Here is a 21,281-nt window from a genome sequence, read left to right as displayed (position 1 = left end):
CTTGATTTCCACCGTAGATAAGCGCACTCCATTACCTTACTTTGTTGAAAGGATTTTTTCACATACTGAAGAGATATTTTCTTCCGTTCCTATGAATTTTTTTAATAGGCTTTCAGTAATTTCAATCGAAAAATCTTCTTCTTCTCCTTCAGTAAGGGAAAGTGCCAGAATTACAGAGTCGTGGAATTTATAAAAGTTCGGAAATTCACCAGTTCTTTTGTACAATATTCCCGTCTTAGTAATTAAAGAAGGTAATTCATGATACTTTATAGGTTCAACATTTAATTTTAAGAGTAAATAATCTAAGTCATTTTTATTAATCTGTTCATTTGTTTCAAAGATCCTGATTAACAGTTGTTTTGCTTTGTTTAATTTTTGTTCCAATTCATAGACTGTTCTATCAAGCCGATCAATTTGTTTAATTTCTTTCTCAATATGCTTAATTCTTTCTTCTAACTCGTTTATATTGTTCATATTTGCTCCTTTCTTATGTATTTAAACTGGAGCGGAAATTTTGTAGTTTACACAAAGGTCTGCTGGAATTCTAGCTGTTATTTCACCAATAGCACGAGCCGATGCTTTTCTATCACCTTTTCTATTTTACCATCTGTCATTGATCCTTTTCAAAGCGGTTTAGCTTGCCCATGCATTACATTTCCGGCTTTACCTGCACATTGATGCCGTAATTTTAATAAGCCAAAACAAAAAGGGGAGAAAGGCTGGAATGCGCCTTTCTCCCCTTTTCTTATGCTTGTCGTCTCTGAGCAAACGCCTTCCGCACTTAGGTTTATCCGGCTCCGGGCGATAGGGGCTCGAGGTCGTAAGCCCAAAGAAGCTAAAGGCTGGAAGGCGCCTTTTGCTTCTTCGTTCTTACGCTTGTCGCCCCTGATCAATCGCCCTCCGCACTTAGGTGTTATCCGGCTCCAAGGGACAGCCCCTCGAGGTCATAAGCCAAATGATTCATCATTCGCCTTATGCTTGTCGGGGCTAAACAGGCCCTTTCCGAACTTAGGTCCACCCCAGTAGCATTTCTCTTATTAGTTTGCTTGCTGTGTTTGCCGTTTGTTCCGACAGGTCGTAGACGGGGGAGACTTCGACGAGGTCGCAGCCGACGACGTTTACATCAGAGCCGGCGATGGCATGGATGGCGGCGAGCAGTTCTTTTGAAGTGATGCCGCCTGCATCGACTGTGCCTGTTCCTGGAGCGTGCGCCGGGTCGAGGACATCAATGTCGATTGTGACATAGACAGGGCGTCCTGCGAGTTTCGGCAGGATCTCTTTCAACGGCTCGAGCACATCGAACTTGGAAATGTGCATGCCGTTCTCCTTCGCCCATTCAAATTCTTCCTTCATCCCTGACCGGATGCCGAATGAATACATATTCTGCGGGCCGATCAAACCAGCGGCCTTCCGGATTGGAGTCGAATGGGACAGTTCTTCCCCCTCATACTCAGTCCTGAGATCGGTATGAGCATCCATATGGATTACTGCCAAATCCGGGTACTTTTTGTAAACCGCTTTGATGACCGGCCAAGAGACAAGATGTTCACCCCCGATACCGAGCGGGAATTTCCCGTCTTCCAGAAGCGTGCCAATATATTCCTCGATCATATCAAGGCTTTTTTGCGCATTTCCGAATGGCAGCGGAATATCTCCAGCATCAAAATAGTTTACATCTGTCAGTTCCTTATCGAGATAAGGGCTGTATTCCTCAAGCCCGATCGACACTTTGCGGATCTGCCCCGGGCCGAAGCGAGAACCTGGCCTGTAGCTGACCGTCCAGTCCATCGGCATCCCATAAATGACAATCTTGCTCTCTTCATAATTCTCACTGCTGCCAATGAAAACCTGGCCTGAATAGGCGGGATCGAACTTCATCATCGTCCCTCCTGGTCTTTTACCAGGTCCGCGACAAATTTCGGCAGAACAAAGGCCGCTTTATGCAATTCTTTTGTATAATACTTCGTATCGATTTCATGGAAGCGGCTTTCCTCTACTTCAAGTGGATCGTATTTCTTTGAGCCGAGTGTGAACGTCCACAAACCGCTCGGATACGTAGGAACATTCGCCGTATACAGGCGGGTAATCGGGAATATTTCTTTCACATCACGCTGAACCTCCTGGATCAAGTCAGCCTTGAACCAAGGATTGTCCGTTTGGGCGACGAAAATTCCGTCCTCCTTGAGCGCTTTGGAAATACCGGCGTAAAAGCCTTTCGTAAACAGGTTAACGGCAGGTCCGACAGGTTCTGTCGAATCAACCATGATAACATCATATTCATTCTCGCTCTCGGCGATTTCCATGAAGCCGTCGCCGACCTTCACTTCAACCCGCTTATTGTCCAGTTCCCCAGCAATTTCCGGCAGGTATTTCTTCGAGTATTCAATCACTTTTCCGTCAATGTCAACGAGCACCGCTTTCTTCACTTGCGGATGCTTCATAATTTCGCGGATGACACCGCCGTCCCCGCCGCCGACAACGAGCACCTTCTCCGGATTCGGATGTGTAAATAGCGGCACATGGGCCACCATTTCGTGGTAGACAAATTCATCTTTTACAGTGGTCATTACCATGCCGTCCAGCAGCAGCATATTCCCCCATTCAGCTGTTTCTACCATGTCCAGCTTCTGAAACTCCGTCTGTTCCGTATGTAAAGTCTGCTTGACCTCCATCGTAATTCCAAAATGATCGGTCTGCTTTTCTGTAAACCATAATCCGCCCATTCTTAGACACACCCTTCCCTAAAAGTGATCAAAGCTTATTGTTAGTCTTCCACTGTCTGCCCATTGCAAACATGAAATGAGTATAGAAAAAACAGGGGCTCTTGTAAAGTAGAACTTTCATGTACAGGACGCTGTGTGAAACACTTTGTTCTCTCAACTTGCCAATCTGCTCTACCCCTCTATGAATTTCGTGGAAACCGGTTGAATAATTCCCGCCATTTCTTTCCATACTAAAGAAAAAAGCAAGAACGGAAATGGGGGGAGTTTGTTGGAAACAGTGCTGCGGTCAAAAACATGGAAGCTATTCCGCTTTATTGTCATTTGTGGAATTCTCGCAGGTGCATGTGCAGGAATCTTGCTTTCATCCATTCTTCTTTACGCAAAACTGCTCGGCCCTCCTCCACTCGCCATCCCCCAATCCACTCTCTATTATGCTGCCGACGAAACTATAATCGGAGAAAGCAATAACGGAGAAAAGCGTTATTGGGTGTCTCTTGATGATATTTCTCCAAATGCAATTGGAGCGGTGATCGCGATTGAGGATAGGACCTTCTATGAGCATCATGGATTTGACCTGAGACGGATCGGCGGGGCAGTCCTCGCTAATTTGACTGCGATGAAAAAGGTGCAGGGTGCGAGCACCATCACCCAGCAATACGGACGGAATCTTTATTTGACAATGGATAAAACGTGGAAGAGAAAGCTGTCCGAAGCCTTTTATGCAATCAGGCTAGAGATGAATTACGGCAAGGACGAAATTCTTGAGGGCTATTTCAATACGATCAACTATGGACACGGCGCGTACGGAATCGAAGCGGCAAGCCAGTTTTATTTCGGGAAAGATGCCGGCAAGCTGACGCTGGCTGAAAGTGCCATGCTTGCCGGCATTCCCAAAGGGCCGTCCATCTACTCCCCGCTCGCCTCATACGATAAGGCAAAAGAAAGACAAAGACTGATTTTACGGGCGATGGAGGAGACCGGGAAAATTACGGCTGCCGAAGCAACAGCGGCTGCTGAAGAAAAACTGCTGATCACCGGAAAGCACCCGATCCATCAAACCGAGATCGCCCCCTATTATTATGACATGGTCAAAAAAGAGCTGAAAACTGAGGCCGGGCTTGATGAAAGGCTGCTCCTTTACGGCGGACTCCGGGTCTATACGGCGCTTGACCCGACTCAGCAGGCGATCGCTGAAAAAGCAGTAAAAGATACGATCTCTGACAGTTCGACCATTCAAATCGGCTTTGCCGCAATGGATCCCGAGACGGGCTTTGTCACCGCCCTTATCGGCGGGCGCAATTACGCGGAAAGTCCTTTCAACCGTGCTGTCCAGGCAGTTCGCCAGCCGGGATCGGCCATCAAGCCGCTCCTTTATTATGCAGCTCTGGAACGGGGGTTTACCCCGGGGACGATGCTCCGGAGCGAACCAACGACGTTCGTGTTTGACGAGGGACGGGCCGAATACACACCGCATAATTTCAACAGCCGCTATCCGAATGCCGACATCACTATGGGACAGGCCTTGGCTACATCCGATAATGTGTATGCCGTGAAAACCCATCTTTTGCTCGGGACAAGTACGTTAGCGGACATCGCGAAGACATTCGGCATTACAACCGAGATGCGGGAGGTCCCTTCTCTCGCCCTCGGCACATCAGGTGTGAGGGTAACCGAATTGCTCGGCGCCTACAGCATCATCGCTAACGGAGGCAAAAAAGTCGAGCCCCGCTTTATTCGTAAAGTTGAAGACCGGGACGGCAAGGTTATTTATGAAGCCGACCATCAAAGAGAACAGATACTGGAGCCTGAACAAAGCTTTGTCTTAAGCAAAATGATGACAGGGATGTTCGACACGAGGCTGAGCGGCTATGCAACTGTAACCGGAGCATCAATCGCCGGAAAAATGTCCAGGGAATATGCCGGGAAGTCCGGCTCGACCAAGTCGGACAGCTGGATGGCCGGTTTCACACCCGGCCTCGCCGCAGCTGTCTGGACCGGTTACGATGAAGGCAAAGAAATCACGCTGACCGCTGACCAGCTATACGCAAAAAACGTGTGGGTCCGATTCATGGAGCAGGCAACAAAGGACGATCCTGCTGAAAAGCACGAATTTAAGCCGCCTGCAAATGTTGTCGCCGTCCCGATCGACCCGACGAACGGACACGTTGCAACGGCCCTTTGCCCTGTCTTCCGCCTTACCTATTTCGTCAAAGGAACCGAACCGGACGAAACATGCACCGATCACATTCTGACCGGCGGGGAATAAAAACGGAAAAGCCTGGAAAGGACACAATCCCCTTTCCAGGCTTTTCTTAACTGCTCACATTTCAATACGATCAATAAATGCTTGTCTTCAAATGAGCAACCGAATAAGGCGGGCGTTTCTCGACAGCAAAAAGCCCGAGGTGTGCGGCCTCGGGCTTTTTGTGTCCTAGTTTGCCTATGTGCAAACACTATATTCAAGTTTACTTTCTTTCCCTCGTTTCATCAAGCGGGCGGGATTCCTTTTCGACAAGTGTCACATATTGTTCAAATTTCTCGAAAGGTCCGGGTTCGTCCTGCCTACTTGGCAAATGCCTCTTTTAGCTCCTCGTTTGATCGCTCCCACATTCCTTGATCATGGTTTTTGAGGAAGTCGGCAAGTACTTGGCGGGAAGGTGCATCCATATTGTCAACGATGATTTTGCTTTTCATCGCCTTGTCCATATGGTTCACATGCTCCGGCATCGACTTGTAGCCGCGGCGTGCGGGGCGGTTGATATACAATTCGCAGGCAGTGACGCCAGAATAAAATGGTCCTTCCGGCTTGCGGTCAACAGCGACCCAGATCACCCAATATTTCTTTGCGCCTTCCTCCGGAAACTCGCTGCGATCTTTCACATATTTCACGCCGCGCTCCGTTTTGCTGCGGGCATGCATCGCCTGCAGCTCAATCCAGGCCTCTCCCTCTTCGACGTCAACGAGGATCGGCGTAATGTTTTCCAAGCTGAGCGAGCCAATGCCGAACCCTTTATGGCCGTCGGTCGGGGCATCTTTGATGATATTGAATTCAATCTTCTTTTTGTTTTGCTCCATGCAAACTCCTCCCTATTATAAAAATGTGCTGAACACCTTAAACAGGCTATCACGGAAAAATGGAATAACCGTGTTGAATATCGGATATATAGTATAGTGCGCAAGCGGCGTAATGACCAAGATCAGAAAAATGAGTGAGCCATAGTTTTCATATTGGGTCATTTTCACCCGGACAGATGGTGGAACGAGATCCTCCACGATCCGATAGCCATCGAGGGGCGGCAGCGGCAGCAAGTTGAAAACGAACAATAATATATTCATATTGACAAACAGCAAGAAAAATTTCATCGCTAATGGCGGCAGGGTCGCCCCAAACGCAACCATAATCCCCATCCCGATGATCGCGAGCAGGAAATTGCTTACCGGCCCCATCAGCGAAACGAGAATTCCGCCAAGCCGCGGATTGGCAAAATTGCGGCGGTTGACCGGTACCGGCCGCGCCCAGCCGAAGCCGGCGATGAAGATGAGCAATGTCCCGATCGGATCGAGATGATGGATCGGATTTAAGGTCAGCCGACCCTGTTCCTTTGCTGTCGAATCCCCCATTTTATAGGCTGTAAAGGCATGCGCAAATTCATGCACCGTAAAGGCTATCAATAACACTCCCGCCAAAAGAGGGATTTCTTCAAGCGAGAATCGCAAAAATCTTTCCACTGAGCCAGCTCCCATCTCCATAAAGTGAAACATCAATCCGTGAGAGCTCCATCCCCCACTATTGGTTTTTCCGGCTGTTGTACTACCTGCTTCAATTCTAGTTTTTGAAGCGAACAGCCCGGATCAAACACCTTATTCACAGTATACAAAATCCCACGTCTTTCCACATCGTTTCTGTCTTGCTTGCACCTTCACAGAAAAAGACATACAATTTGGACACGAAGAGAAAATGGAGGTATGTACCATGCCATACGTAACTGTAAAAATGCTTGAAGGCCGTTCTGAAGACCAGAAAAAGGCACTTGTTGAAAAAGTGACAGATGCTGTCAGCGAAACAACTGGCGCATCCAAGGAAAAGATCGTAGTTTTCATCGAAGAAATGAGCAAAAACCATTATGCCGTCGCCGGTAAAAGATTGAGTGACGAATAGGATTATTTTTGTGAAAACAGCTGTGCCCGCTTATTGCGCCACAGCTGTTTTTTGTACTTCCCCGATATATTGGTAGGCTTCGTCAATTTCTTCAAGTGTATAATTTTGGTCAGCTTTCAAGAGCTGGATTTTCTCGATTACCGTTTCTTTTTCTTCTTCCTCGAAATAAAGGATGGTCGATACGAGCTCCAGAAAACGGGCGCTCTTCCCATTCATGCTCATCAGGCAACCCTCAAGCTGCGGAATGTTCACCGGGCTTGATTCGAGGAACTCCCGACCGCTCTCCGTTATCTTATAATGATATTGGCAATAACTGCCCCGGTCCTCCTTGCGCTCCTCAAGAAATCCGAAATTGCAAAGTTCTTCCACCCGCAGCGTCAGCTCCTCTGAATAGGGGCCGTAAAAGTGGAATTCAAATTTTTCTTGAAAGGGAAAATCCATTTTCTTCGCTATGTAGATCATCTTTTGCAGTTTTTTCCGCCCTGTGATCTCCCCGGCCGCAGCAAATACACTCATCAGTTTCAAATGATCGTTCAGCATCACCTGTATGTCAACTCCTGCTTATTTTTTCCAATGGCACCTTGTTCATTCCCTGCCCAATATGTTCAGAATCTCTTTTTTCACCTGCGGGTGCCTCTTGTCGTCAAACAGCAGATCCTCAGGAAAATAAAGCTTATGATCCGTGCGCCGTTTTCCGGAAATCGCTTCAACGATTGCGGATTCCCGCGATAATTCACGCAGATCCCCGTTCGGCATCTTCAATGTAATCGGCAAGCGCTCCTCCTCTTCTCCCGGCCGGTAAAAATCATACGGCAGGTCTGAGGATGAATCGACAGCCAAATAGTAATCCGGGTCAATTTCCGCCTTGCGGAACAATGCCTCAAGCTTCACGAGCTCCTTATACTGCTTCGACGGATCAAATTCGGCATATTGAAACAGCCTCCGGTTCATGAACCGATTGCATAGATCTCGCAAAATCGCATCCGTTTCCTCTTCCCACATTTCAAAATAATAGAGCACGACCGGTTCGTCGAGCCGGATATAATCCGCAAGTGATACATCACCCTTGAACAGCGAGATAAAGTGAAGCGGCTCATGCTTAAATTGGTACCCCTCATCATAGAGCGCCTTCGCCCGCTGCAAAATTTTGGTCAAAATAACTTCCGCGCTGCGCGTGACCGGGTGGAAATACACCTGCCAGTACATCTGGTAGCGGCTCATGATATAGTCCTCGACTGCATGCATCCCCGTCGATTTGAAAACGACCTGATCCTCACGCGGCCGCATGACACGCAAAATCCGCTCCATGTCAAAATGGCCGTAACTGACCCCAGTGAAATACGCATCGCGCTGAAGATAATCCATCCGGTCGGCATCGATCTGGCTCGAAATCAGACTGACGACGAGCTTGTCATGATACGTTTTGGCAATGACATCTGCTACTTTCTGCGGAAAGTCTTCGCTGACCGTCCGGAGAACAGCATTCACCTCGGTGTCGCCGACGATGATCCTCCTAGTGAACTGCTCATGATCAAGCTGGTACACTTTTTCAAAGGAATGGGAAAACGGCCCATGCCCGAGATCATGCAAAAGGGCGGCGCAAAGCGACAGCAGCCGCTCGCTCTCCTCCCATTCCGGCCTGCCTTTGAACACGTCGTCAACAATCCGCCGGACAATTTCATACACGCCGAGTGAATGGTTGAACCGGCTATGCTCCGCTCCGTGAAACGTCAAATATGTAGTGCCAAGCTGCTTAATTCTCCGCAGCCGCTGGAATTCCTTCGTTCCGATTAAATCCCAAATCAGCTTGTCCCTCACATGGACATATCGATGGACAGGGTCTTTAAATACTTTCTCCTCGTTCAGTTTCCAGTTCGATTCGTGCATTGGCAACCCTCTTCCTATCTATCATGTTTTCATTATAGCGGCTTTCCTTTCCGATTGAAAGTTGGCATGGCGAGTTTAAAAACTGCTATACCATTCAAAAAATTCCTAGTTGCCCAGCACAACACTCTCGGCTGCTTTTTGAGTCATTGGGCTTTAAAACTTATCTGAGTTCTCCTCCTCCTAACCCTTTAAGAATAAAAAGCATTGCTAGTTCACTATGTGTCAAATGGGCGCAACAATTGCTATCCGCCACAGACATTGTTCTTGAGAAATTCGTCCGTTTCGGCCCATCCTCTTCACGGGAATTGACAGATGTCCAAATAATTTCTCTGCAAAGATGCTGCCCTTTTCAGTGCCCGGTCCGGCTTCTATTGCCGCTGTAATCGGTTTGGAGCAACAGTACACTATCCAAAAATGATTAATTGTTTGCCATATTGGTATATAAATACCCGATTCTGTCCATGCTTTTATCATAGTGCAAGAAGATTTAATAAAAAATATTTTAGGGGAGTGTTCGTTCATGAAAATCAGACAGGATGCATGGACAGAAGAGAATGATTTGTTGCTGGCAGAAACGGTATTGCGGCATGTACGCGAAGGGAGCACGCAGTTGAATGCGTTTGAAGAAGTGGGGGACAAGCTGAACCGGACATCAGCCGCTTGCGGGTTCCGCTGGAATGCGGTCGTCCGCCATCAGTACGAGAAGGCACTTGACCTGGCGAAGAAACAGCGGAAGCAGCGCCAGCGACTGCTCGGCAAAGATCAGGGCGGGAAAAAGAAACTTCTGTATCAGCCGCCAACGCCAACGCTTAATCTCGAGGCTTCGCTCGTACCAGAAGAGTTCGGCGAGGAGCTTCCGCTTGAATTGCTGTCGGAACCAAGGCTTCTCCCGGCGCCAAGACCGGAAGCGCAGGCAGTTGCAGAGAATATGAACCTGGATGCGGTCATCAACTATCTGCAGAACTTACAAAACAACGAATTGCGGACCGATATATTCAGAACCGAGAATGAGAGACTGAAGCGGGAACTTGCCGACCTGAGGCATGAAAATAAGAGGCTCTCAGAACAAATCGGCAAACTGGAGAACTCTTCAGCTACGATGCAGGAAGACTACGAAACGATGATGAAGATTCTGAACCGCGCACGCAAGCATATCCTTTTTGATGAGGAAGACCGCAGCTCCACATCCTTCAAGATGGACAAAAACGGTAATCTTGAAAAGTTGGCAGAATAAGCGGCGGGAAAATAAAAAAACAGTCCGGATTAGATAATTCCGGACTGTTTTCATTTTTTATCAAAGGTATTTCTTGTTGCGGTCGATCATCCGCTCATAGAAGCCTTCGTACCATTCGAGTTCCTGCTCGTCAAGCCCGTCGGCGTAGATGTGTCCGCTCATTGTCTTTAGCGACTCGAGACAGCGAAGCATGACGTTTTGCACCGACAGGTCTGGGGACAGAAGTTCGGAAAGCGACGCCATCACCTCAGGATGAATATCCGGAAAGGTGAATTTGGATGGCTCCCGGAACTTGGCATACTCGTAAAAGTCCCGGACCAATGCAGCCCGTTCCTCTCCGCTTCCCGTGACGCAAAGATACACTTGGACGGCGACTCCCTTGCGAATCCTCCTCTGGGAGATACCTGCGAATTTCTTTCCTCCGATGCTTAAATCGAAACTGCCCGGGCAGTAAGACCCGACAATTTCCCGCGCTTCAATCTCGCAGTTGAAATCGCGGAACATCATATTGACCAGCTGCCACATCGCTGTGTATCCACGGTCAATATCAATCCCTTTTTCTGTATCGGGAAAGACGAGCGTCAGATTTAAGACACCCTCGTCAAGCGCAACGGCAAGGCCGCCCGAATTGCGCACGATCCAGTTCTGGCCGGTCTTTTTCAAAAAATCCAAGCCTGATTGGAGACCTGGAAGCTTCGTATCCTGGATTCCGAGCACAATCGTTTTCGGATGGACCCAGGAACGCATCACAGCCGGCGAGTGCTTGCTGCCGACAGAAAGACAGAGCGTGTCATCGATTGCGAATGACTGAAGCGCATGAAAATACGGCCCCAGTCCCGATTGGTCAATCACCCGCCAAGTATCTTGCTGAAGCAATGCAGGTGCTTCTCCCATTTCCCCCAACTCCTTTTGAAGGGATCCAACGGCTCTTTATCTATCCGATCCCATCGATTGCATAGCCGTAATCAGTGCCAAGTTGTACACATCGTTTTCGTCACAGCCGCGGGAAAGATCGTTCACCGGTGAATTCATTCCTTGAAGAATCGGTCCGACCGCTTCGAAATTTCCGAGCCGCTGGGCGATCTTGTAGCCGATGTTTCCTGCTTCAAGACTCGGGAATACAAACACATTGGCATCTCCCTGGATCACAGAATCCGGTGCTTTTTTCGCAGCTACCGCAGGAACAAAAGCTGCGTCAAATTGGAATTCACCGTCAACAAGCAGATCAGGATCCAGTTCGCGGGCGATCTTCAAGGCTTCTTCCACTTTTTTCGTTTCATCGGACACGGCCGATCCTTTTGTGGAAAAGCTGAGCATCGCTACCCGCGGGTCGATATCAAACAGTCTGGCTGTTTTCGCGCTCTCTACCGCGATTTCCGCCAAATCCCTGCTGTCCGGAGCAATGTTGATTGCACAGTCTGCAAACACATATTGTTCTTCGCCCCGTACCATGATAAATACACCAGAGGTTTTCCCGATTCCTTCTTTCATTTTGATAATTTGCAAAGCAGGCCGAACTGTATCGGCTGTTGAATGCGCCGCTCCGCTTACCAGCCCGTCCGCCTGTTTCATGTATACAAGCATCGTGCCGAAGTAGTTCTCGTCCATTAGCATCGTACGGGCCTGCTCTGGAGTCACCTTGCCTTTTCGTCTTGCCACGAACGCATCGACCATCTCATCAAGACCGACGTATTTCTCCGGATCGTAAATCACCATTTTATCTAATGAAACCTTGTGGTTGCCGGCAAGCTGCGAGATTTCCTCCATGTTGCCGATCAGGACCGGTGTCACCATTCCATCTGCTGCAAGCTTACCAGCTGCACGCAATACACGGGAGTCCGTCGGTTCCGGAAAAACGATTTTCCGATCCCAGCCTGACACCTTCGCTTTTAAACCATCAAATAAATCTGCCATTATTTCTTCCTCCTTTAAAAGGATTGTACATGCCCTACCCTATATCATTACCCAATTCCCGCCGCTGTACTTCTCCGATTTTATGTATCCCCGGGAACACCCTGAACTATTATGACACAAAATCAGCCGGCAATCTTGTCATATTATTAACAGTTGGTCTTCGTAAACGGTTTCTTGGTGAAACTATGTTATAGTATGGATGAAATGACATTGAACAGGAGTGATCCGCATGAGTGAACCGGCAGAAACACTGGATGGCTGGTATACGCTTCACGATTTCCGCACGCTGGACTGGACAAGCTGGAAACTGCTCTCAAGCGATGAGCGACAAGCAGCAATTCATGAATTTCAGCAATTTTTGACTAAGCTTGATGACGTGCAAGAAAAGAAAGCTGGCAGCCATGCCCTCTACACGATCGTCGGCCAAAAAGCTGATTTCATGCTGATGACAATGCGTCCGACAATGAAAGAACTGAACGAGATTGAAACAGAATTCAATAAATTGACGATCGCGGATTATACAATCCCTGCGTATTCCTATGTATCCGTCGTTGAGCTAAGCAACTATCTGGCGAAGGAATCCAATGAGGATCCATATGAAAATCCATACGTTCGCAACCGTCTGTACCCGATTCTTCCAAAGATGGAGCATGTCTGCTTCTATCCGATGGACAAGCGGCGCCAGGGCAATGACAACTGGTATATGCTTTCGATGGAAGAGCGGAAAGACCTTATGTACAGCCACGGCATGATCGGACGCAAATACGCCGGCAAAGTGAAGCAGATCATCTGCGGCTCCGTCGGCTTTGACGACTATGAATGGGGCGTGACGCTGTTTGCAGACGACGTCCTCCAGTTTAAGAAAATCGTCTATGAAATGCGCTTCGATGAAGTGAGTGCCCGCTATGGCGACTTTGGCGCCTTCTTCGTCGGCAATCTGCTGGAAGAAAAAGAGATCGGCAAATTTTTGCACGTATAATCGATTAGGAAGCGCCCGGTTCTTGAGCCGGGTGCTTCTTTTTGCGATTAAAAAGATCCGAAGCATTTTTTTCTCTATCCTGCATACATTTGAAAAGAGCGGGTTATGCAAGGAATACTTATGAGGAGGGAATGCTCTTGTCACAGAACCCAAACGCGTATTACCAGCGCAATCAAATGCCTCAGATGCCGCAGATGGCACCAGGCCAGCAATCTCCCTACATGGTGCCGTTCGGCGCACCGATGCAGGGCCAGCAGTCTCACGTTTCACCTTCAGGGGGATTGAACGTACCCGGCATGTTGCCTATCGAACAGTCCTTCATTGAAAACATACTGCGGCTGAACAAAGGAAAACTCGTCCATGTCTATACCACTTTCGAAAACAACCGCGAGTGGAACGCGAAAATTTTCAACGGCATCATTGAAGCCGCCGGCCGGGACCATGTTATCCTAAGTGATCCCCAAACGGGCCAGCGCTATCTGATCCCGATGGTCTACGTCGATTACGTCACCTTCGACGAACCGATCGAATACGAATACCCTTTCGGCTCAGGGCCATTGGCCACGTACTCACCGAGATGAGAAAAGGGAGAAGGCATTATCAGCCTTCTCCCCTTCTTTAGGTTGTATTGCCGCTATTGCGATGGATATTACCGAACTGCGGAATATATTACCGAACTCAGCATACCGGTACGTGGCGGGCTCTTATTCACCACCTCACAATCCAAGTCCGCGCCTTGCTTTTTTAAGTATCAAAAAAGGACTTTCGCGGATGGAAGCATTTTTCGGTTTCGCCGCAGGGAATCCAGTCCCGCACTCTCCAATCAAGGAAGAATACGCGAAAGAAGCCCCCTCCCCCTTCCCTTGAGAAAATCGGATATCTCCGTCTTAAGGAATATTATCGCGGCCCTGCAAATTATATCGACGCCTCACGGATTATATCCCCGTCTCAGCAAATATATCGACAACTCCGCCAATCCGCTGCCACGCCTTGTGAATGGATGAACATGTATCAACGCACCTGTCCCCTTATAAGCGCAAAAAAACGCCCCTTCGATAAGAAGAAGCGCCTCGTAAATTCAGCCTTTCACCGCAGCCACAATCAGCATGACCCAACCGGCTAAAAATGCGACTCCGCCGATCGGGGTAATAGCACCGAGCACCTTGATGCCACTTGTGCTAAGGGCGTACAAACTGCCCGAAAACAGAATGATCCCGGCCAACATAAGCCAGCCTGACCAGGACAGCGCCTGTGTTGCAGACAGGTTTCCCATCAAAATGCCGACAGCAATGATGCCCGCGGCATGGAACATTTGGTACTGGACGCCGGTTTTCCATACTTCCAAGTATTTCGGCTCAAGCTTCCCTTCCAGTCCATGTGCGCCGAACGCCCCCAAAGCGACGGCAAGAAAGGCATTGACTGCCCCGATTATCAGAAACAACTTCACGTGTCATCCATCCCATCTTAGAAATCGAATAGAGAATCTCCGTTTGCGCCATCTTCCATTTCCATCGGCTTGCTCTCGGCAGCGTAAACATTCCGAACCGGCGGAGATACTGGCATGGACGGTGGTGGCACCGGCGGCCTGAACTCCGGCTGAAACGATTCGGTACGTTCATCAAGTGCCAGTTCAGCCAATGCTTTAATTGCATAAATATGTCCCTGGCGCTTGTGGATGTCCTCCGTTTGCCTCGCCTTCCGCAGCTCCGCTTCCATTTTTTCAAGCAGGGATCCATATGAAATCGCCATATCCGCTCTCCTATCCTTGCAAAATTTAACGCCATTCTCTGCATAAAATCATATGCATTCCCGACATAAAAATCAAAGAAAATGCGTTAACGGCGGGGGATGTCATTAATTTTCCAGTCGATCGGCACATCGCCGATCCTTTCCAGAAATTCATTCGTCCGTGAGAAAGGGCGACTGCCAAAGAAGCCTTTTCGCGCCGCAAACGGGCTCGGGTGAGGAGATTGGATGATGAAATGCTTGTCCACATCAATCAGTTTGATCTTTTCCTGAGCGGGCCGGCCCCACAAAATAAAGACTACCGGCTTCTCCCGCTCGTTGATAAGGGAAATAACCCGGTCCGTGAACGTCTCCCAGCCCTTAGCACGATGAGAAAAAGCATCGCCCGCGCGAACGGTCAAAATCGTGTTCAGCATCAGCACCCCTTCTTCAGCCCATTTCCGCAAGTAACCGTTATTCGGAATCGGAGCCCCGGTATCTTCATGTAATTCTTTGAAAATGTTACGGAGCGATGGAGGGATCTTCACTTCCGGACGCACAGAAAAACTGAGACCGTGTGCCTGCCCCGTTCCATGATAAGGATCCTGACCAAGAATGACTGCCTTCACATCAGGATAATCCGTATACGTCAGCGCATTAAACACATCCTCCTTCGCCGGATAAACGATATGCTTTTCATATTCTTCTTTTAAAAATTCTTCGAGCTTGCGATAGTAGTCTTTCTCAAACTCCGGCGCAAGCAGCGGCTTCCAGTGATTATCCAATAAGGGAAACAAAGGGATCATCCTTTCCATCATCTATTCTCTTGTATTCTTACCCTGATCTGGCGGGAGAAAGACAAGAATTCATGTTTCATTTTTTTACAGACGGATATAGTAGAGTATTGGAAAATTGAAAGGGAGGATTTGATTATGACTACAGTAAAAGTTTGTGAAAATGGACTTCAAGCGAAAAAAATCATCGATGAGCTTGCAGCTGAGGGCTACGGCCACGATAATATTTATATTTTCGCCCATGGGGAAGAACGCGAAAAGGACCTGACAGATGCGATTGACACCGCTTCTGTAGGCGTGGGCGAAAAAGGAATCATGGACACTGTTAAAAACGTATTCCGCAAACGCGGAGACGAGCTACGCGCCGAGTTTCAAGCTGTCGGCCTGTCGAAGGAAGAGGCCGACAAGTATGAAAAAGTATTGGACGGCGGCGAACTCGTACTCGTTGCGAAGAAATAATCATGCTGGTCCCCTCTTTGCAGGGGACTATTTTTATGCGACAAATTTAGCCCTGGCCTTAACAATCCAGACGGCCATTGCTGCGGCAAAAAGCAGGATGATCGCTTCCACCATATATATATTTCCGATTACGCCTTTTTGATAAAGTGCTGCTGGAAAGTCAAAGGCGGCGTGGATAAGGATGGCTAGGAAAAAATAGGCCATTTTTTTGCTTTTCAGAGCATAGAGCACCAGAATAGATAGACTGATATGCAAGATGATCGCACTCAGCCGTTCCAGTCCGCCCATTAAAATAAGCAGAGGCGAAGTGTCCGTCAGCTGTGTCCTCACCAGGTCCATCGCTCCCCTCGATTGCTCATTAACAATCAAAGCATCAAAGCTTCCATTGTTGATCATGATGGCAAACACGATCATGACGACGCTGTTAATGCCGACAAGCATGACCGATTCGATTCCGCCATGACCGATCCCAAAGGCGAAACCATCCTTCCATTCCCGATACTTTTTCAGCATATAAGCGAAAACGATGAACCGTCCAGTTTCTTCAAAAATCCCCGCCATCAGCCCGCCATACAGCATGTACACCCATGGGTTTTCAAGCCACTTCTGCGTCGTCCCGTTAACCGAGAAAAAGAAAAAATGGGCCAGCTGTTCAAGCACGACGGCAAACAGAATAAAGGTCAGCATCCCAAAGAGAACGACCTTAAAGGATATCCTGTACTTCTTTCTCCCAACAGTCAGCAGCAAAATCGGCATCCCGATCGTGATGAACATGTTCAAAACAAGTGCCGTTACTACTGTGCCTCCAACCATGGAACCTCCCCTTTCCGTGACACTCCCTATTCATCCGACAAGCGAATGATACAATTTCCGCGCCTCTATCGGGTCGCTCGTACCGTGAATCAGTGCGCGTCCGTCTTTGAAAAAAACCGCTCGGACGCCTGCTTTCCTTACCGAAACAAGAAAAGGATTGCCTCCAACTTCATAGCCGGCCATTCTCCACTGCTCTGCGAGTTCAGGCAGCCGGAAGGAAACACGCGGCGGCCGGATTTGGACAGTGTCCCGTCCGCATAGCACGGCAATCTTCATCTCCGCTTCCTTTTCCAAAAAGGGATAGTCTGGGGTCTCACCGCAAGAAGAACAGTGCGGATTTTTCATCGCGCCCGCTTTCAGCGCGAACGTTTCATTTTCCCAAAGGTCAAAGGAAAGATAAGTATCCCGGACAGCGCCAAGGTTTCCACTTAAAATTTTCAATGCCTCTGCTCCTTGATGCGCCGTCACCGTTTGCACAGCCGGAGAGATGATTCCCGCTGTGTCGCATGTCAGTCCTTGCGGCGGCAGATTTCTCATCAGGCACTGTAGACAAGGGGTCTTCCCCGGAAGGATGGTGAACGTCATCCCGAAGCTTCCGACACAGGAGCCAAAAAGGTAAGGAATCCGATATTTCTGGGCGATGTCGTTCAGCAGGAAGCGCGTTTCAAAATTATCGGTCCCGTCCATCAGCAAGTCCACCCCCGGAGCAAGACGCTCAAGCATTTCTGCATCCGCATGCCCGGCAATCGCCTCAATGATGACCTCACTGTTAATCGCACCTAGCCTCATTTTGGCTGCCTCCGCCTTCGGCCACTCTTTCTCCGCGTCTTCTTCCGTAAACAGATGCTGTCTCTGAAGATTGCTCCATTCTACGTAATCGCGATCAATGAGCGTCAATTTTCCGATGCCTGCCCTTGCCAGCATTTCCGCCGTGTTTGTGCCGAGGGCTCCGACGCCGACAATCAATGCGTGCTTTGTCCGGATTTCCTCCTGCCCGTCCTTGCCGATCGGGGCAAAAAGCATCTGCCTGGAATACCGTTCATAATCCAACCCGCTCACCCTCCGCTTACCGGCGGAATGAGAGCAATCAAATCCCCTTCTTTGATGACCGTTTCTTCTGTGGCGAACTCCTCATTGACGGCAACCATGATGCCGTCAAGCGCCCCAATTGACGTGCCTCGCTCAAGATCCCTTTTCAGTTCACTTACTGTTTTTCCGGCCGCATTCCTTTCCAGCTCACCAGTCTGTGCCTTCTCCTTTAAATGGGCAAAAAGCTTGATCTTATTCAACGATTTCTTCCTCCTCCGGTTTTCCGTCCTTATATTGTTTCGTTCCTTGCTGATTGCCGATCCACTCTTCCCCGTCTTCCCAATGCTCTTTTTTCCAAATGGGCACCATTTCCTTGATCCGCTCGATTGCATAGCGGTTCGCTTCATACGCTGCCGGACGATGCGGTGAAGAAACGGCGATGGCTACAGCGATGTCACTGATTTCCAGCCGCCCAATCCGGTGAGTGATGAACACCTCTGTTCCCGGCCACTTCTCCTTAATTTCCCTTGTGATCTGATCGAGCTTTTTCACAGCCATCGGTTCGTATGCTTCGTATTCGAGATGGAGGGTCCTTCTCCCATATGTCAGTTCCCGCACTGTTCCGGCAAAAACCGTTACAGCCCCCGCTTCTCGACGGACAACCTGCTCATACACATCCCCAATCCGGATCGGATCCCTCGTGATTGAACCATTCATTGCGCTGCCTCCCTTTCCATTTCCTTTGCTCTTCTATATTCATTCGAATTTTTCCTATTCGCCATATTATCGGCAGGGATATAATACACATCCAGGCTACCATATGGTCATCAGCCCTTTGTTCTCGCCCAACCGGCCTGATTCCTCACCTTCCAATATGACTGATTTCACCTTTCTTTCCTCTCCTATTTCTATAATTCCGAATCAATTGGTTATCTGCCATTTTAGCAGATAGAGAGGATGCGAACCAACGATCCTGCTATTGTTTGTTCCTTTTTTATCGTGGTATGAGAAATAGGTTAAGAGAAGAAGGAGGGACAAATCATGGATGTTGCCGACCTGTTGGCATCACTTGTGAAAATTGAAAGTTCAACGAGAGAAAGAGCAAATCAGGCAGTCGATTTTTGCAGCGGCTGGCTGAAGGGCCGTGAGATTGATTCTGTGAAGTTCGAGGCGGACGGTGCCCACATGCTTGTCGCGGAAGTCGGTAAGGGCGAGCGGACGATCGTGCTGAATGGTCATGTCGATGTTGTGCCGGGAAGACCAGAACAATTCGATCCTTATATAAAGGACGGAAAAATGTTCGGCCGCGGAACGGCGGATATGAAAGCAGGAGTCGCGGCCATGATGGGTGTAATGGCTGAGCTGAAAAAGCGGGATTTTTCTCTTTGCAAAGTGCAGCTGCAAATTGTCTCCGATGAAGAAACGAGCAGCAACTGTTCAAAATACTTGGCCGATCATGGCTATAGGGGCGATTTCGTCATTTGCGGGGAGCCGACACAGCTTGGAATCGGGCTGCAGTCAAAAGGCGTGCTATACGTCGATATCGAAGTACCCGGGAAGCCTGCGCATGGAAGCCGGCCCTGGGAGGGAGAAAATGCGATTTTAAAAGCATATCATTTCTATGAGAAAATCACGGATTTGCCATTTGCGAAAGAAAGCTCGGCTATGTATCCTTTCCCGTCCATCGACCTTCCGATTATCAAAGGCGGTTCGGTCATGAACCAAGTTCCGGACTATTGTCAGATGTCACTTGATATCCGTTTTTTGCCCGAGCAAGATCCGCATGAAATTGTCCGTCAGATTGAAAGCTTGAAGGACGGCAAGGTGACAGTGACAGAGATCGGGGACCCGGTTGCAACGGAGGCAGACAATCCCTATGTCCGGGCGCTTGCATCGGCATGCGAATCTGCAAGCCACGGAAGGCCTGCGCCCGTCTTCGGCCAGCACGGCTCCTCGGACGGTAAGTATTTTGCCAAGTACGGGATACCTGCAGTTGAGTTTGGACCGGCGGGCGGCGACTGGCACGGGAAAGAAGAGTATGTCGACCTGGCGAGCATTGACCGTTACATGACAGCCTTGCTGACCCTGGCAGAAGAGTTCGGCAGCAAGTAAAGTTGCTTTTCAACGACCTTTGATTGCGTTATTCTAAAAGTAGAGAATCAATCAAAGAACATCTTTGGACAAACTGGGAGGAATAGATCATGACAATGAAAAAAGTACTGACGCTCGCCGGTTCTGATTCTAGCGGCGGCGCCGGAATCCAGGCCGACTTGAAAACTTTTCAGGAAAACGGCGTATACGGCATGACAGCTCTAACATCAATCGTCACGATGGACCCTGAACAAAACTGGAGTCACGGCGTTTTTCCAATCGATGTCTCAATCGTGGAAAAGCAGCTGAATACCATTTTGTCCGTTGGCATAGATGCAATGAAAACAGGCATGCTCGGATCTGTTGAGATCATCGAGCTCGGCGCCCGAAAAATCGATGAGCACAAGCTTGAGAAAGTCGTCATCGACCCGGTAATGGTCTGCAAAGGAGAAGATGAAGTCCTCCAGCCGGAAAACACCGATGCGATGCGCGAACTGCTGCTTCCGCGGGCAATGGTCGTAACACCCAACCTTTTTGAAGCATGGCAGCTTGCAAAAACAGGACCGATCAAGACAATCGACGACATGAAGCAGGCAGCCGCTAAAATCCTTGACCTCGGTGCCAAAACAGTCGTAATTAAAGGCGGGAAAGGCCTTGATCACGATAAAGCGATCGATCTTTTCTATGATGGCAATGAGTTCGTCGTGCTCGAAAAAGAAAAACTCGACACGACCTATAACCATGGAGCCGGCTGTACTTTCGCTGCAGCAGTTGCTGCAAACCTGGCAAAGGGCAAGTCTATCAAGGATTCAGTCTCCGCTGCGAAGGAATTTGTCACAGCGGCAATCGAACATGGCTGGAAACTGAACGAATTTGTAGGGCCGGTCATGCATGGCGCTTACTCCCAATTCGTCGGCAGTGTAAAAGAATAAACAGTGAACATACCCGGACGGGGCTTCCCGTCCGGGTTTTTCCCATCCGGCAGCAATGCCTATCATTTCGTATTCCCCCGGATATTTAGTAAAATAAACAGGTAAGAAAGGAGGCTATACAATGAAAGAGATCAACGTAGAAAAAGTACAGCATGAATTGAACAAATGGACCGACATTCCGGTTTACATACATTTAGAAACGACCAACGGCGCCTATGCCTCCCATACGGATGAATCATTCTTCTCCGCAGGAGCCTACATCCGCAACGCCCAAATCCAGTACGAACGCGGAAAAATCGTCGGCGACGGCCCCTACCGCATCGGACTTAAACTCCCGATCGGCTGGGTATACGCCGAAGGCCTCACCCACTTTGAAGTCGACAACCAAGACCGCCTCCTCCTCGCCGGCCACGGATTTGACGGAAAACTGGCAGTGGCCCTCGAAATAAGCAAAGAGCCGTTTGCTTGAGAAAAGTGGAGGGCGGCTGCTTAGGGGCGACAAGCATAAGGGCGAAGAAGCAAAAGGCGCTTTCCAGCCTTTA

25 protein-coding genes are annotated in these 21,281 nt (G+C 48.9%); 9 read left to right on the top strand and 16 right to left on the bottom strand.

The features are described from left to right. Window positions 1-36: 36 nt before the first annotated feature. The 3 genes from AC0TWI_RS01260 to speE all read right to left on the bottom strand — a co-directional run bounded on the left by AC0TWI_RS01260 (window position 37) and on the right by speE (window position 2,723). Window positions 37-474, bottom strand: coding sequence for a hypothetical protein (locus AC0TWI_RS01260; RefSeq protein ID WP_488124525.1), 438 nt, complete (start codon window positions 472-474; stop codon window positions 37-39). Between the two features lie 534 nt (window positions 475-1,008). Continuing rightward, complete coding sequence (speB, locus tag AC0TWI_RS01255) at window positions 1,009-1,878, bottom strand: agmatinase (protein WP_488124524.1); 870 nt, start codon at window positions 1,876-1,878, stop codon at window positions 1,009-1,011. After that, complete coding sequence (gene speE / locus AC0TWI_RS01250; RefSeq protein WP_488124523.1) at window positions 1,878-2,723, bottom strand: spermidine synthase; 846 nt, start codon at window positions 2,721-2,723, stop codon at window positions 1,878-1,880. Before speE ends, speB begins: the two co-directional genes overlap by 1 nt. Window positions 2,724-2,991: 268 nt before the next feature. On the opposite strand from speE, the gene AC0TWI_RS01245 reads away from it, so the two are divergent. Continuing rightward, window positions 2,992-4,989: a transglycosylase domain-containing protein gene (locus tag AC0TWI_RS01245; protein ID WP_488124522.1), complete on the top strand. Its 1,998-nt coding sequence runs from the start codon at window positions 2,992-2,994 to the stop codon at window positions 4,987-4,989. A 296-nt stretch (window positions 4,990-5,285) separates the two neighbouring features. On the opposite strand, the gene AC0TWI_RS01240 is transcribed toward AC0TWI_RS01245, so the two are convergent. Together AC0TWI_RS01240 and AC0TWI_RS01235 are read right to left on the bottom strand one after the other, a co-directional pair. Next, window positions 5,286-5,798 carry a YwhD family protein gene (locus AC0TWI_RS01240; RefSeq protein ID WP_488124521.1) on the bottom strand — a complete coding sequence of 171 codons (513 nt, stop codon included), beginning with the start codon at window positions 5,796-5,798 and terminating at the stop codon, window positions 5,286-5,288. 15 nt (window positions 5,799-5,813) lie between these two features. Next, complete coding sequence (locus AC0TWI_RS01235; protein WP_488124520.1) at window positions 5,814-6,452, bottom strand: site-2 protease family protein; 639 nt, start codon at window positions 6,450-6,452, stop codon at window positions 5,814-5,816. A 244-nt stretch (window positions 6,453-6,696) separates the two neighbouring features. Between AC0TWI_RS01235 and thmT the strand changes: the two genes are divergently transcribed. Then, a complete protein-coding gene (gene thmT / locus AC0TWI_RS01230; protein ID WP_488124519.1) occupies window positions 6,697-6,882 on the top strand; it encodes a 2-hydroxymuconate tautomerase in 186 nt (61 codons plus the stop codon). A gap of 30 nt (window positions 6,883-6,912) precedes the next feature. On the opposite strand, the gene AC0TWI_RS01225 is transcribed toward thmT, so the two are convergent. Together AC0TWI_RS01225 and AC0TWI_RS01220 are read right to left on the bottom strand one after the other, a co-directional pair. Further along, window positions 6,913-7,422: a YwgA family protein gene (locus AC0TWI_RS01225; RefSeq protein ID WP_488124536.1), complete on the bottom strand. Its 510-nt coding sequence runs from the start codon at window positions 7,420-7,422 to the stop codon at window positions 6,913-6,915. A gap of 45 nt (window positions 7,423-7,467) precedes the next feature. Then, window positions 7,468-8,769, bottom strand: coding sequence for an HD domain-containing protein (locus AC0TWI_RS01220; protein ID WP_488124518.1), 1,302 nt, complete (start codon window positions 8,767-8,769; stop codon window positions 7,468-7,470). 520 nt (window positions 8,770-9,289) lie between these two features. Here AC0TWI_RS01220 and AC0TWI_RS01215 point away from each other — a divergent pair. After that, window positions 9,290-10,003: an RsfA family transcriptional regulator gene (locus AC0TWI_RS01215; RefSeq protein ID WP_488124517.1), complete on the top strand. Its 714-nt coding sequence runs from the start codon at window positions 9,290-9,292 to the stop codon at window positions 10,001-10,003. 60 nt (window positions 10,004-10,063) lie between these two features. On the opposite strand, the gene lipL is transcribed toward AC0TWI_RS01215, so the two are convergent. Then, complete coding sequence (gene lipL, locus AC0TWI_RS01210) at window positions 10,064-10,897, bottom strand: octanoyl-[GcvH]:protein N-octanoyltransferase (RefSeq protein ID WP_488124516.1); 834 nt, start codon at window positions 10,895-10,897, stop codon at window positions 10,064-10,066. 36 nt (window positions 10,898-10,933) lie between these two features. Next, the gene (gene pta / locus AC0TWI_RS01205; protein WP_488124515.1) at window positions 10,934-11,917 is read right to left on the bottom strand and encodes a phosphate acetyltransferase; all 984 of its coding nucleotides are present in this window, start codon (window positions 11,915-11,917) and stop codon (window positions 10,934-10,936) included. 229 nt (window positions 11,918-12,146) lie between these two features. Between pta and hemQ the strand changes: the two genes are divergently transcribed. Beyond that, on the top strand, window positions 12,147-12,896 hold the full coding sequence (gene hemQ, locus AC0TWI_RS01200) for a hydrogen peroxide-dependent heme synthase (protein ID WP_488124514.1): 750 nt from the start codon (window positions 12,147-12,149) through the stop codon (window positions 12,894-12,896). Between the two features lie 131 nt (window positions 12,897-13,027). After that, complete coding sequence (gerQ, locus tag AC0TWI_RS01195; protein WP_488124513.1) at window positions 13,028-13,477, top strand: spore coat protein GerQ; 450 nt, start codon at window positions 13,028-13,030, stop codon at window positions 13,475-13,477. Between the two features lie 497 nt (window positions 13,478-13,974). Here gerQ and AC0TWI_RS01190 read toward each other — a convergent pair whose 3' ends face one another. The 3 genes from AC0TWI_RS01190 to AC0TWI_RS01180 form a co-directional block, all read right to left on the bottom strand. Then, entirely contained in the window at window positions 13,975-14,343 is a 369-nt protein-coding gene (locus AC0TWI_RS01190) for a DUF423 domain-containing protein (RefSeq protein WP_488124512.1), read from the bottom strand. 17 nt (window positions 14,344-14,360) lie between these two features. Next, window positions 14,361-14,645: a YwdI family protein gene (locus tag AC0TWI_RS01185; RefSeq protein WP_488124511.1), complete on the bottom strand. Its 285-nt coding sequence runs from the start codon at window positions 14,643-14,645 to the stop codon at window positions 14,361-14,363. An 86-nt stretch (window positions 14,646-14,731) separates the two neighbouring features. Then, window positions 14,732-15,427: a uracil-DNA glycosylase gene (locus AC0TWI_RS01180; protein WP_488124535.1), complete on the bottom strand. Its 696-nt coding sequence runs from the start codon at window positions 15,425-15,427 to the stop codon at window positions 14,732-14,734. A 126-nt stretch (window positions 15,428-15,553) separates the two neighbouring features. Between AC0TWI_RS01180 and AC0TWI_RS01175 the strand changes: the two genes are divergently transcribed. After that, a complete protein-coding gene (locus AC0TWI_RS01175) occupies window positions 15,554-15,874 on the top strand; it encodes a YflT domain-containing protein (protein ID WP_488124510.1) in 321 nt (106 codons plus the stop codon). Between the two features lie 33 nt (window positions 15,875-15,907). Here AC0TWI_RS01175 and AC0TWI_RS01170 read toward each other — a convergent pair whose 3' ends face one another. From AC0TWI_RS01170 to AC0TWI_RS01155, 4 genes are read right to left on the bottom strand one after another with little or no spacing between them, the layout of a single operon-like run. Beyond that, complete coding sequence (locus tag AC0TWI_RS01170) at window positions 15,908-16,687, bottom strand: YhfC family intramembrane metalloprotease (RefSeq protein WP_488124509.1); 780 nt, start codon at window positions 16,685-16,687, stop codon at window positions 15,908-15,910. A gap of 30 nt (window positions 16,688-16,717) precedes the next feature. After that, window positions 16,718-17,710, bottom strand: coding sequence for a ThiF family adenylyltransferase (locus AC0TWI_RS01165; RefSeq protein ID WP_488124534.1), 993 nt, complete (start codon window positions 17,708-17,710; stop codon window positions 16,718-16,720). A 32-nt stretch (window positions 17,711-17,742) separates the two neighbouring features. Beyond that, window positions 17,743-17,976 carry a molybdopterin converting factor subunit 1 gene (gene moaD / locus AC0TWI_RS01160; protein WP_488124508.1) on the bottom strand — a complete coding sequence of 78 codons (234 nt, stop codon included), beginning with the start codon at window positions 17,974-17,976 and terminating at the stop codon, window positions 17,743-17,745. Beyond that, on the bottom strand, window positions 17,969-18,433 hold the full coding sequence (locus tag AC0TWI_RS01155; protein WP_488124507.1) for a molybdenum cofactor biosynthesis protein MoaE: 465 nt from the start codon (window positions 18,431-18,433) through the stop codon (window positions 17,969-17,971). The genes moaD and AC0TWI_RS01155 overlap by 8 nt, the downstream gene beginning before the upstream one ends. A 324-nt stretch (window positions 18,434-18,757) precedes the next feature. Between AC0TWI_RS01155 and AC0TWI_RS01150 the strand changes: the two genes are divergently transcribed. The 3 genes from AC0TWI_RS01150 (at window position 18,758) to AC0TWI_RS01140 (ending at window position 21,208) form a co-directional block, all read left to right on the top strand. Beyond that, window positions 18,758-19,828 carry a M20 family metallopeptidase gene (locus AC0TWI_RS01150; protein ID WP_488124506.1) on the top strand — a complete coding sequence of 357 codons (1,071 nt, stop codon included), beginning with the start codon at window positions 18,758-18,760 and terminating at the stop codon, window positions 19,826-19,828. A gap of 89 nt (window positions 19,829-19,917) precedes the next feature. Then, the gene (gene pdxK / locus AC0TWI_RS01145; RefSeq protein WP_488124505.1) at window positions 19,918-20,739 is read left to right on the top strand and encodes a pyridoxine/pyridoxal/pyridoxamine kinase; all 822 of its coding nucleotides are present in this window, start codon (window positions 19,918-19,920) and stop codon (window positions 20,737-20,739) included. A gap of 121 nt (window positions 20,740-20,860) precedes the next feature. After that, window positions 20,861-21,208 (top strand): YojF family protein, encoded by a 348-nt coding sequence (locus tag AC0TWI_RS01140; protein WP_488124504.1) that lies wholly within the window; start codon window positions 20,861-20,863, stop codon window positions 21,206-21,208. The last annotated feature ends 73 nt before the right edge of the window (window positions 21,209-21,281 follow it).

Source organism: Lederbergia sp. B243.17, assembly GCF_057657925.1.
Note: the sequence above shows the minus strand (reverse complement) of the source record. Positions and strands in the feature narration are given on the sequence as shown.